The sequence below is a fragment of the Bacillus sp. JJ1609 genome, from assembly GCF_036967045.1.
In the GTDB taxonomy this organism is placed as follows: Bacteria; Bacillota; Bacilli; order Bacillales; family Cytobacillaceae; genus Mesobacillus.
This window is the reverse complement of record NZ_JBALSS010000020.1, coordinates 57728-69862: the sequence shown is the minus strand read 5'-3', so window position 1 is coordinate 69862 and position 12135 is coordinate 57728. Positions and strand designations below refer to the sequence as shown.

The window sequence follows — 12135 nt, the reverse complement described above, 5'->3', positions numbered from 1 at the left end:
CCAAGAGGCCTTATTGGTGACCTCTATTTCCGATTTCTGTTCTTTTAGGTAACCAAGAAGATTTTCTGATCATTTTACCTCGAACCTGCCCCGCCGGAGCCTTGCAATTTCCGCTCAGGTCATGATTTGTTAATAAAATTCATTTCAAAACCACAATCATTTAGAAAAGAGTCCATATATTTTTAGCCTGTCTTCTCCTTCACTTTTTCAACAATTAATTTATTAAGTTTCGGTGCCAATTGGAACAGTATGGTTCCGATAAAGGCAATCACCAAAATATAGATGCTTGCAAACATTTTTAATTCTCCAGTAGCTAGTGCCGCAATAATCACTGAAAATTCTCCCCGCTGTGTCAAAGATAAACCTGCTTTCAAAGAATAGCTCCTTGGCAGGCCATACCATTGGCCGCCAAAATATCCGACAATCAGCTTGTGAACCAATGACCAGAGAATAAGGACTGCAAGTAAACCAGCATGAGGTATATCAGTAGTCAGTTCAATATGGAGCCCGAAATTCAGGAAAAAGAAAGGAAGAAAAATATTCCTTACTGGCAAAGCGACTTTTTCAACCTTATCCTTAATTGATAACTCTGAAAGCATCATTCCTGCAAGGAATGCACCTATTACTTCAGATAACCCCAGAAACATGGCGATACCACCATACGTTAAAGCAATCCCTGTGATTAAAACGATGAAAATATCATCCTGCTTTATCTCCTTCAATAACGGTTCGGCTTTCTTGAACGCTACTCTAGCAAAGAAAACAGCCACTCCAGCTAGCAGAGCAATTTTCAGGATGATGAATAAGAAATCTTTTACTGTAAAACCTTCCCCGGTAAGGCCAATCAGTACAGTAACAAGAATGGGTGCAATCAAATCTTCAAAAACAAGAATAAGGAGCATAAACTCAGATTCCTTATTTTCGGTTCTGTTTTTATCCTCAAGCAGTTTAGCGGTTATAGAAGAACTTGTCGCGTAGACAATCCCTCCTACTATTAATGATGAAATCCAATCAAGGCCGAAAAGGTAACTTATTCCTGCTGTTACAAGGATCCCAAGAACAGCATCAAGCAAACCGCCCTTCCATACTTTCCCGCTGTTACGAACTAGTCTGTTGACGGAGAACTTCATCCCTAACAGAAAAAATAACAGAACCAAACCAATCTCTCCAGCTGCCTCTATAACCTTGGATTCATCAAGAAAAGTGGATAAAACGAGGCCGAGCAAAATATATAATAATATATCAGGGATTTTAATAATTTTGATGCCGATGATGCCAATTAGAAACAAAACCAGCAGGAAGAGGCCGATGGCCAATGTCAGGTTCAAAAAGCAACAACACCTTTTCAATAGTTATATTAATCCTAAGATTAACTTCCCTTTCTTCTACCCTTTTTATTAACATTCAACACTGATAGTTTGCCTGCTCTCAAGCTTTAGTTCGATTAGGAACAAGAAAATATGATAAAATTAATGTAAGATCACGTACTAATTAAGCACATGATTACCAATATAGAAATATTTAAGGGGGAAAAAATGAACAGTATTCCAGAACAAGTTCTTGTCCAATATCAGCATAAGGGCATTTCAAAAACGAAACTGGCTAAAAGAATCTTTTTTATCATACTAGGTGCGATTCTTATGGGAGTTGGAATTGAGGAGTTCCTTGTCCCGAACAGAATTCTTGATGGTGGAATTGTAGGGATTTCAATTATCCTGTCTCATCTGTCTGGATGGAGTCTGGGCCTTTTTATCTTTATCCTGAACATCCCTTTCTTTTTCATCGGTTATAAACAAATTGGAAAGACCTTTGCCTTATCTACCCTTTTAGGAATCACGGTGTTATCCTTGACCACCAGTTTCCTTCACGAGGTACCTGTATTTACCGAAGATCTGCTTTTGGCTACTGTTTTTGGCGGCATCGTCCTTGGTTCAGGTGTAGGGATTGTTATCCGCTATGGAGGGTCTTTAGATGGAACGGAGATATTAGCAATCCTGGCAAATAGAAAATTGCCTTTCTCAGTAGGTGAAATCATTATGTTCTTTAATATCTTCATTTTTGGAACAGCGGGTTTCGTCTTTGGATGGGATCGAGCAATGTATTCCATCCTCACTTATTTTATCGCGTTTAAAACGATTGATGTTGTGATGGCCGGATTGGACGAATCAAAAGCAGCATGGATTATCAGTGAACAGCATAAGGAAATCGGCGAAGCGATCCTGGCACGCCTGGGCCGTGGGGTTACATACTTGAATGGTGAAGGAGCATACACGGGGGATGACAAAAAAGTCATTTTCTGTGTTATTACAAGGCTTGAAGAAGCAAAGTTAAAATCGATTGTTGAAGAGCTTGACGATTCAGCTTTCCTTGCAGTCGGCAACATCGCAGAAGTCCGCGGGGGAAGGTTTAAGAAGAAAAATATTCATTAAAGGAAAAGGAAAGATGCATGAGAGCATCTTTCCTTTCTTTTATCCTCTAACCTTCGAATAAATATATGTATCATATGAAACCCCGTTCTGAATTATGTAGTTCTTTAAAATACCCTCCTTCTGGAAACCCAATTTCACAAGTAATTCATTTGATTGACCATTCTCGAGAAATACAACAGCACCAATTCTCATTAAATCCATTTCATTCAAACCAAATTCTAATGCCCTGCTTATGGACTCCTGAGCATATCCCTTTCCCCAGTAATCAGAATGGAGCTCATAGCCAATTTCAGCCCGCCTATTTTTTGAAGACCAGGCATGAAAACCTACTGTACCAATCAATCGACTTTGACCCTTTATTTGAATTCCCCATCTGAATCCTTTATTTTCAATATAATTCATTTTAAATGAATGAATGAGTCCAACAGTTTCTTCAATCTGAGTCATCTTTTCGGAGCCATAGTGCTGCATAACTCGATCATCTGAGAAATTTTTAAATAGGTCCTCTGCGTCATCCTCCTTAATTTCTCTAAGTATTAGACGGTTTGTTTCTAATTCTGGAAATTCCATACATCCTCCTGTTATGATCACTCTATTTTCTTAATACTTATTTCTTTTCCAGGGAGTAAATATCCTGCTAATTCAAAGAAAAAGTCGCCCTTTAAGGACGACCAATGAATTCATTCTTCTGCTGGCGCAGCATTGACAGCTATTTGATAGGCTTCAAGCAGATAAGTTTTTTCTATGTCGTTATTCAAACCAACCAAATACTGCTCGTCTCCCTTTTCTTCTACCTTCATCAGGACAGTGCCCTCTGGATCTCTGAGCAATGCAAATGATTCGCCTTTCATTTCAAATAGTGCTTCTACTTCATATTGCCTTTGTATTCCATTTTCATCCACGACAGTTACTAGGTCCCTGATTGAATCTTGATCCAATTATTCATCACCTCCAAGTATCATTATAATTTTCCCTTGCATTCTCTTTGTTATGAAAAGAGATTACATTATTGCCATGAAGAATGGTAAACATAAATTGTCTGTTGTTTTTTCTCTCATGCTTGCTAAATCAAAATTGTTCATTAATTTAAAATAAACTTTTAAATTCAATTCTCTTTTTTCATCTATATAATATTCCTAACGAACTTGTTTTTTGGAGGGTACGCTTGTGAAAACAGCAGGAATCGTAATTGGATCTACGATCGTTTCATTCGCATTTAATCTTTTTCTAATTCCTCATAGTATTATGAGCAGCGGCATAAGTGGCCTTTCAATCATTTTATCTATGCTTACCTCCTTTAACACAGGTATATTTAATTTTCTTTTAAATCTGCCATTACTGATCCTTGGCTATTTAAAATTAGGACGTAAATTTATTTTCTATACAATCCTTTCAGTTATAACCATTTCAATAACCCTTTATTTAATTCCGGTTGTTGCTCTTGCGGAAAACGCAATACTATCTTCTATATTTGGTGGTGCAATTGCTGGATTAGGTATAGGAATTATCTTCCGTTCATCGGGATCCTCTGGCGGTTTCGATATAGTCGGAATGCTTCTGGCAAGACGAAAAGATTTCCCTATGGGCACCTTGTTATTCGCGATGAATTCGATCGTTATTCTGTTATCAGGATTTTTATTTAGCTGGGACGCTGCATTAAATACACTTGTTTCGATTTATGTCCTTGGTAAAGTAATAGACAAAGTACATACCCACCATGTTAAACTCACCTTAATGATCATCACCAAAAAAGGTGAAGAAGTAAAACAGCATTTGTTAAAGAACGTTTATCGAGGAGTAACAGTCATCGACTCAGTTGGTGGCTACTCAAACGAAAAAAGCAATGTAATCATTACAGTAATCTCCCGTTATGAGCTTACCGAAGTTAAAACATTGATTGAAGAAATCGATCCGGAAGCCTTTGTGAATATTACTGAAACTTTAGAGGTAATGGGACTTTTCCATAGAAAACAACATTAATCTAAAAACATTCAAGAAGGAGAAATATACTCTTCTTGAATGTTTTTTCATTTTCCACTAAAATTCATCTTGTAATGTTTTTCATTTCATCATATAATAATTGAGTCGTCAAAATTATATCATGTCTCAGTAGCTCAGTAGGATAGAGCAACAGTTTCCTAAACTGTAGGTCGGAGGTTCGAATCCTCTCTGGGACACTAAAAATAAAGCCTTTCTCTTTTTGAGAAAGGCTTTATTTTTTGGGGAATTGGAACTAAAGTGTTTATTTTGTCGTCTATATAGATGAAATATCGTGTTCGCGTTTTATATATCTGAAAAGTGTTATGATCTTCTTTTGGATTAAGATTGATAGTTTGTGGTATTTATACACCATGACCAATTAAGTTAAAGGGGAAATGATATGAGAGCTAAAATGAAAGACATTCCTTATTTATTATTTTTGCTGGTGATGCCAGCATTAGGATTAATATATAAACTTTTAAATGCGAATCCTCGTGATCCGGTAATCCTTTCTACACACATAGATACTATGATTCCTTTTTTACCTGTGTTCATACTGCCCTATATTATCTGGTACGCTTTTATTTTGGGCTACCTGATTTATTTTTGGTATAAAGATATCAGTGTCTATCTCAAGACTTTGAGTGTCATTGTTATTGGTGAATCAGTTTGTTTCCTGATTTACTTTTATTTTCAAACGACAGTGCCTCGTCCAGATGTGTCCGGGGATGGAATGTTAGCGAACCTCGTTCGAATGATTTATAGTCATGACCAGCCTTATAATGCGTTTCCTAGCATCCATGTTTTAACGACATTCGCTATCATTCTTGGCTATATTAACATTCGGAATAAGCATTTATTTCATTCTGTTTTTGTACCGGTGATTGGTTCTTTGATTATTGTTTCTACTCTTTTTGTAAAACAGCATTATATCCTCGACATGTTTGGTTCGATGTTCTTAACCTCATTCATTTATGGAATTGTTTTTGAACTTTATGAACTGAAAATTGCAGAGAAAACCAATACAATATATTTAAAAGAATAGCGAAAGAAGGGCCATCAGGTTTGATGGTCCTTTTTTTACTTTTATACAATGTCAATGTTTACAGCTGATGATCGCATTCTACTGATAAGGATGATGATTTTCCTGAAAGTGGAATTCCTCTATTTATTACCTCTCGAAACCCCTTCCCACATACTTGTAATAATAGTATGTGATATGCTCAACTTTCTTTTATCCATATCTTTTTTTGTAAAACAAAAGAAATTATACCGATTATAACGACCACAAATAAACTAACGAAGAAACCCATCCGGATGGTTTTTTCCATTAGTGTTCCACTTACAGCGGCAAGAATCAATGCAATGCCTATGAAAGAAATGAATTTACCCCAAGCTTTCATTTCCAATAATTTCAGTGCGGAAAGGATGATAAATGCCCAATTGTATAAAATCAAGATTCCGGCTGCAGTAGTGATATACTCATAAATTTTTCCTGGCAGCAGCAGTGCTGTTACAATGGACGCAATTAATCCAACAACCGCAAGTAATAGTGAAGGCAAAGGGAGTTGCTTCCACTTTTCGAGTTTTTTTGAAAAAACATTTGGTGCATCTCCATCTTTCGCAAGTGTAACCAGCAATGTGGTCACTCCGAATAAAGAGGCAGTCATTGTTGAAAAACCAGCAATTATAATGGCTGCATTAAAAACATGTGGGAAGAAGCTGAGATGATATTGGTCAAGTGCTGTAACAAAGGGGCTTTCCTTTTCATTGAATGCACCATGTGAAGCCATGATTACCGCAAGTCCAAGAGCAAGAACATATATGATCATTAATAAAATCAGCATGATGATCCCTGCTTTTGGCGCATCCTCCTTCTTCTTGAGTCTTGTCGCCATTAGGCCAATTACTTCTATTCCGCCGTAAGCGTAGAATGCATAAATCAATGATGACCAAAACCCCTTAAAGCCTTCAATAAATAATTTATTAGGTTCTTTTGGAATGAGCAGTTCTTTCGGTTCTAACTTAAACCAGCCCATGAGCGCCGCAATGGCAATTATAATAAACATGATGATGGCTGCAGTTTTAACAATAGCAAACAAATCCTCTACCTTATCAAATCCTTTATTTCCGGTTAGTACAACTCCTATGGACAATATCGCAAATCCCGATGCAAATATCCATAAAGGCACTCTAGGAAACCAAAATTGAGCTAATATCGAAAGTGCTGTTAATTGGCTTCCCATGATCAGGATATTTGAGCTCCAATAATTCCATCCGCAGCAGAAGCCAGCCCATTTTCCGTAAGCTTGATTGGCATAATAGCAAAAGGAACCTTCTTGCGGATCCACTGCAGTCATTTTAGCTAATAAATTATAGACCACATAAGTTCCGATTGCTGCCAAAATAAAAGAAAGTACGATGGATGGTCCAGTTATTTTGATTCCAATGGCAGACCCTAGAAAAAAACCTGTACCTATCGTACATCCAACTCCAATTAATGAAAGCTGCCACCATTTTAAATCCCCTTCTTTAGGAGCAGACCCTTTGCAAGAGTTACTTGATGGGAAAAAGAAATCCAAGCCCATTACCTCCTTCAACACGTATTATCATTCGAGAATTGAAGTTTATTTATGTACGAAACTTCTATATTTGACTAATGATTAAAAAAAGCCGACTCGTAAAGAATCGACTTTGCAAATTTATTTTTTGCTTTTTTCGGAATCTGAATTATTTTTAAGGCCTGTCATTGTCCTGTACATTTGAGTGTACATGCTTCCTTGGACGATATTTTCCAGGAAGAATTCGCCAATCAGCTTTTTGTATTCTTCATCCTCAAACATCTTTTTATTTTGCAGTTCCATTTCCGCTAATCCTTCATAAGTTGAGATTAATGCATACGTATGATCTTCCCCTGAAATCGGCGATAACAATTCAATCCGATGATCATACTGTTCATTTCGGAAGCTTTGAATCAACCGTAAATTTTTAATTGCAGCAGGAAAATTTTCCTGCTTGATTTCAAATGTTTGAATAACAATAACAGACATAGCCTATCCCCCTGTAGATCATAGATAGGATTAGATTTTTCCATTGTTAGACAAACTATTCATACCTTGTATCGTTTTAAATCTGCTGCTCAAATAATGTATTGCGATCATTGTATTTTGTCATTATTTTTAACAGCACGAGATTTAAAATCAGCAGCACCAAACCAATTAGTGATAGAACGGCCGGTTTCATGACTAAAAATCCAGTTGCCTGGCCAACAAAAAGTCCCATGATCGGAAGGATCAGAAGTCCGCCAAGCTGTTGTGCTTCCTGAAAGCCTTTCGCTCTTGCGGATACAAAGACATTTACTAGAATCGTGAGGATTGTAATCATAGGTACGACCCATAGAATCAAAATCAGCCAGTTTGCGTTCGGGAAAATCAGAAAGCCAAACATATCGAAAGTAAGACTAATCGTGATAATTCCAAACAAAACGAAGCTTAGTAAAGTTATTCCGATGGCAGGAATAAATGCCGACAGTACTTTTCCTAAAAATAAATCCTTTACCGTGATCGGTGAAAACAGCAAGGTTTCCATCGTTCTTCTTTCTTTTTCGCCGACAAAGCTGTGTAAAGCAATCATCATCGCATTTAGACAAGGTATAAGCAAAAAGATGGAGCCGAACATATAATTGATGACCACATAGATGATTTGGTGCTTCATGCTTGGCAGGCTGCTGATGAATTCTCCCGCTTTCGTTTCCTGCAAGCCCTTCAGTACTTTATCGACCAAATCAGTGAACTCAGGTGAAGAAAGAGGAAGATATTTTATAACTAAAATAAATGCTAATGGAATGATGACTGAAAAAATAACAGGTAGTAAAATCAAACCGAGCCATACCTGTACAGAGCTTGTAATTGCTTTTATATCTTTTGTTGCAATAAGCCAAATCAAACGTTTATTCATTTTTGTCACCTCGAATCTTAAAGTAAATCGATTCCAGATCGTTATTTTCGATTTCTACGTGGTGCACCCATGATTTTTGAATGATCTTTTCAAGCAGTGGAGAAATAGATTCCCTCGTTGGTAATAGGAATTGCAGTGTATTCACGCCCACCTTTTTGACAGGATGGCCGCCATATTGAGTTCCGACAGGATTAAGGTTTGTCACAACTTTTAGGGTAATCTGACTTACATGCCGTGATTGTAGTTCAAGTAAACTCCCCGATTCAATGATTTTTCCTTCATTCAGGAATAAATATTGCTGGCATACGTTTTCAAGCTGATGCAAAATATGCGAACAAAGAAAAATCGTCGTTCCTTGCTTCTCATTCAGCTCTTTTATAAATTTCAGGACTAGCTTAATTCCTTCCGGGTCTAATCCATTTGTTGGCTCATCAAGAAAGAGAAGCTTTGGATGATGCAAGATGGCCTTGATAATCCCAAGTCTGCGCTTCATCCCTGTACTATAAGTGCCAACCTTTTTATGCTGATGATCTGAAAGCTCGAACTCCTCCAGCAGGCTTTCAATTTGTTTTTTATCATAAAAACCATAAAGCTTAGCGAAGAAGATCAGGTTATCAATACCAGACATTTCATGATATAAGCCTGCGTTTTCAGTGAGAATCCCACTGATTTTTCGGATTGCATCACCATTTTTTTGAGGGTCCATGCTGCATACAGAGAGACGGCCGCTTGTAGGCGTGATGACACCATTCATTAACCGGATCATGGTGGTCTTTCCGGATCCATTAGGGCCTAATAACCCAACAATTTCCCCTTCCCTAACCTTCATTGTTACATCTTTGAGGACTATTTGTTCAGCAAACTTTTTTGATACAGAATCAAGTTCAATTATATTACCTGCCATTCACTTACCTCCATTGAATAATGCTGTTAAATATAAGACGGATTAAACAAATTTTCGTTCAAATTTATTTAAAAAATAATAGATTATGAGCTTAATTGATTTTATCAATTTCATCGTTAAATTCATATAAAATTTTCCTTCTAAGGGAAATAAAAGAAGAACCAGTATTCATTCACTGGTTCTTGGCAGTTAAAGTTCTCTTCTCATTGCTTGTAATACATCTACTTTTGTTGCACGCTGTGCTGGACGTAAGCCGGAAAGGATGGTCACGATATAGCAGATGATAAAACTGATGATAGGTAGTGATAAAGGAATATAACTGAACATCAGTCCTTCTGGCGGTTTCTCGCCGAATGCTTGCTCGATAATCATAGGAAGTGCGAAATTGACCACAAAACTTATGATATAAGCCACCACGGTACCTATCGCTGCACCTACTAAGCCGATATAACTGCTTTCGAGCAAGAAAATCTTCTTTATCGTTTTTGGGTTTGCCCCAATAGCTTTCATGATTCCAATGTCGGGTGCCCTTTCAGTAACAGCCATAGTCATGGTGTTATATATGCCGATGGAAGCAATCAGGACAGCTATTGTGCCGATGAAAATTAGTCCTGTTTTGACGATTGTGAACATGATATTTACTTCTTTCAATTCATTTACAACGGAGTAAACTCCATAATTCTTATCCTCTATAGTATCAGAGATTCCTTTAACGGACTCTAGGTCCTTTGCATAAACTTTGACCAGATCATATTGGTCATTCGTAATTTCAGGAACTTTCATATCTGGGTTATTTGGATCTTTCAGCATTCCTCGAGGCGTGCCTGTGAAGTTCTCAATTTGTGATAGGATTCCTTCTGATACGAAAACACTATTATCGTACATCCATTCCTTTGTTGGCTTTTTACGAATTCCTGCTACAATAACCTTCAGTTGTTTTTGTACTTCCTTATCTCCCTCAAGTTTGACAACATTCATGGTGATTTCTTTTCCTATTAGACTTTCTTTATAACGGGATTCTTTTTTAACTTCTCCTTTTTCATCATAAAGATTTTCTGGATCTGCATCTTTAGGAACAAGACTCTGAACAAAATGATAACCAACAATTACTTCATTTTCAGTCTCTGGCAGCTTGCCGTCTGAAAGCTCAAGCCCCGCTTTTGTTTCCGATGGCATATGAGCTACAACGGTCTCTGCAGCAATTTGATGCTGTTCTACTTCATACATCGGTGTCTGTGCTAACCTTTTTTGCCTGATGACTGCCTTGACATCTTCAATTTTCTCAAAGGCACTAACATCTTTGTTCGTCAGCTGTCGATATTCCCCATTTTCTTCCTTTTTTCCATGAACTTCTATTTCGGTAACGATTCTGCGTTCCATCGTTTCTTTTACAATCGATTTATGTAATCCAAATCCGACGGATGCCAGCACTATTAGGAATGTAACACTCATGGCAGTAGCAAGGATCGTCATAAAAAGTCGAGTTTTGTTCTTTTTCATATTTTGCTGTACGAATTGAAATTGATCCTTCAGCTTCATGCAAATGCCTCCTCTAAAACACGTCCATCTCTTAATTCGATGGTGCGATGCCCAATCCTGGCGACCCTTTCATCATGAGTTATGATTAAAAATGTGATGCCAAAATCCTCGTTCAGTTTGATGATGAATTCCAATAAATCCTCTTCTGTTTCAGAATCAAGGCTTCCAGTAGGTTCATCTGCCAAAATGATAGGCGGATTTACGACCAGTGCTCGAGCAATGCTCACCCTCTGTTGCTGGCCACCTGATAGTTCCCCAGGGTAATGATCCTGGTAATCTGATAATCCAACCATTTTCAGCATTTCGTTGGTCCGATTCTTTCGCTCATTTTCATTTATACCTTTTAATATAAGAGGCAGTTCTATATTTTGGTAAGCTGTCATGCTGGGAATTAGCTGAAAGCTTTGAAAAATGAAGCCAAGTTTCTCAATTCTGAAGTCGGCAAATTTTGATTCATTCATTGCGGAAGCTTCCACACCATCAATGATGATTTCACCATCTTTTGGTCGAATAAACCCGCTGACCAAATTGAGCAGCGTGGACTTTCCTGAGCCGCTGCGGCCAACGATCGTAACAATTTCACCTTTCCCCACTTCGAAGGTAACATCCCGTAGTACAGGAATGATTGTTTTGTTTCCTCTCTTCCCGATTTCAAAGTCGTGACTTAAATTTTTGATCGAAATCATATGGCACCCCTTTTTATTCTAAAAAATTGAATATTTATAAAGAATTTCCAGTTGCTTTAAAGAAAAAAATAGGCGATTTCTTTAGAAATCGCCTAAATAATTAGGCAGGATATTTTTCTGTCATGACCTTTTTCAGCTGTTTCCTTGCACGATGAAGTCTTGTTTTTACTGTTCCTGATTTTAAGTTCAATTTGGATGCAATCTCTTCCTCTTTTAAGCCATATTGAACTCGTAAGACTAACACCTCTTGATATTCATTTGTCAGCTTGTAAAGCAGATGTTGAATATCTTCCTTAAAAAGAATGATTTCTACTTCTTTTTCGATTGAAGGATTGATATCCTGGTCACTGAAGATTTGCTCCATCAAGGATTGGTCTGAAGGGAGCCACTTTCTTCTCTTTTCAGCCCGTAAATAATCAATGGCAGTACGACCGGCAATTGCAGCAAGCCAGGCGCCAATTTTATTTGTTTCTTCAATCGTTTCAATTTTTTTAAAAGCTTTAATAAAAGTCTCCTGCACGACATCCTCAGCAAGGTGACTGTCTTTTGTTATACTGAAAGCGATATGACGGAGCTTTTTCTGATGTTTTCTATACAGCTCGTCAAAGTCAATGTAAGCCATTTTTCATCCCCCTTGCCT

At 37.5% G+C, this 12135-nt stretch carries 13 protein-coding genes and 1 tRNA gene; 4 read left to right on the top strand and 10 right to left on the bottom strand.

The window, feature by feature from the left end:
* Window positions 1-182: 182 nt before the first annotated feature.
* Window positions 183-1328: a cation:proton antiporter gene (locus V7654_RS15635; protein WP_335431495.1), complete on the bottom strand. Its 1146-nt coding sequence runs from the start codon at window positions 1326-1328 to the stop codon at window positions 183-185.
* 207 nt (window positions 1329-1535) lie between these two features.
* Here V7654_RS15635 and V7654_RS15630 point away from each other — a divergent pair, with 207 nt between their 5' ends.
* A complete protein-coding gene (locus tag V7654_RS15630; protein ID WP_335431493.1) occupies window positions 1536-2429 on the top strand; it encodes a YitT family protein in 894 nt (297 codons plus the stop codon).
* A 39-nt stretch (window positions 2430-2468) separates the two neighbouring features.
* On the opposite strand, the gene V7654_RS15625 is transcribed toward V7654_RS15630, so the two are convergent.
* Both V7654_RS15625 and V7654_RS15620 read right to left on the bottom strand, forming a co-directional pair.
* Complete coding sequence (locus tag V7654_RS15625) at window positions 2469-2999, bottom strand: GNAT family N-acetyltransferase (RefSeq protein WP_335431492.1); 531 nt, start codon at window positions 2997-2999, stop codon at window positions 2469-2471.
* 110 nt (window positions 3000-3109) lie between these two features.
* On the bottom strand, window positions 3110-3367 hold the full coding sequence (locus V7654_RS15620) for a DUF1292 domain-containing protein (protein ID WP_335431490.1): 258 nt from the start codon (window positions 3365-3367) through the stop codon (window positions 3110-3112).
* A 229-nt stretch (window positions 3368-3596) separates the two neighbouring features.
* Between V7654_RS15620 and V7654_RS15615 the strand changes: the two genes are divergently transcribed.
* The 3 genes from V7654_RS15615 (at window position 3597) to V7654_RS15605 (ending at window position 5454) form a co-directional block, all read left to right on the top strand.
* Complete coding sequence (locus V7654_RS15615) at window positions 3597-4409, top strand: YitT family protein (RefSeq protein WP_335431488.1); 813 nt, start codon at window positions 3597-3599, stop codon at window positions 4407-4409.
* Between the two features lie 123 nt (window positions 4410-4532).
* Window positions 4533-4606, top strand: a tRNA-Arg gene (locus tag V7654_RS15610).
* 203 nt (window positions 4607-4809) lie between these two features.
* Window positions 4810-5454 (top strand): phosphatase PAP2 family protein, encoded by a 645-nt coding sequence (locus V7654_RS15605; RefSeq protein WP_335431487.1) that lies wholly within the window; start codon window positions 4810-4812, stop codon window positions 5452-5454.
* Between the two features lie 178 nt (window positions 5455-5632).
* Here the strand turns inward: V7654_RS15605 and V7654_RS15600 are convergent, their stop codons facing one another.
* From V7654_RS15600 to V7654_RS15570, 7 genes are all read right to left on the bottom strand, one after another.
* Window positions 5633-6991, bottom strand: coding sequence for an amino acid permease (locus V7654_RS15600; RefSeq protein ID WP_335431486.1), 1359 nt, complete (start codon window positions 6989-6991; stop codon window positions 5633-5635).
* Window positions 6992-7111: 120 nt separating this feature from the next.
* Window positions 7112-7459: a hypothetical protein gene (locus V7654_RS15595; RefSeq protein WP_335431485.1), complete on the bottom strand. Its 348-nt coding sequence runs from the start codon at window positions 7457-7459 to the stop codon at window positions 7112-7114.
* Window positions 7460-7535: 76 nt separating this feature from the next.
* Window positions 7536-8366 (bottom strand): ABC transporter permease subunit, encoded by an 831-nt coding sequence (locus V7654_RS15590; protein WP_335431484.1) that lies wholly within the window; start codon window positions 8364-8366, stop codon window positions 7536-7538.
* Window positions 8359-9270 (bottom strand): ABC transporter ATP-binding protein, encoded by a 912-nt coding sequence (locus tag V7654_RS15585; protein WP_335431483.1) that lies wholly within the window; start codon window positions 9268-9270, stop codon window positions 8359-8361. Before V7654_RS15585 ends, V7654_RS15590 begins: the two co-directional genes overlap by 8 nt.
* A 189-nt stretch (window positions 9271-9459) precedes the next feature.
* Window positions 9460-10809 (bottom strand): ABC transporter permease, encoded by a 1350-nt coding sequence (locus V7654_RS15580; RefSeq protein WP_335431482.1) that lies wholly within the window; start codon window positions 10807-10809, stop codon window positions 9460-9462.
* On the bottom strand, window positions 10806-11495 hold the full coding sequence (locus V7654_RS15575) for an ABC transporter ATP-binding protein (RefSeq protein WP_335431481.1): 690 nt from the start codon (window positions 11493-11495) through the stop codon (window positions 10806-10808). The genes V7654_RS15580 and V7654_RS15575 overlap by 4 nt, the downstream gene beginning before the upstream one ends.
* Before the next feature lie 100 nt (window positions 11496-11595).
* Window positions 11596-12117 (bottom strand): RNA polymerase sigma factor, encoded by a 522-nt coding sequence (locus tag V7654_RS15570; protein WP_335431480.1) that lies wholly within the window; start codon window positions 12115-12117, stop codon window positions 11596-11598.
* Window positions 12118-12135 lie beyond the last annotated feature (18 nt).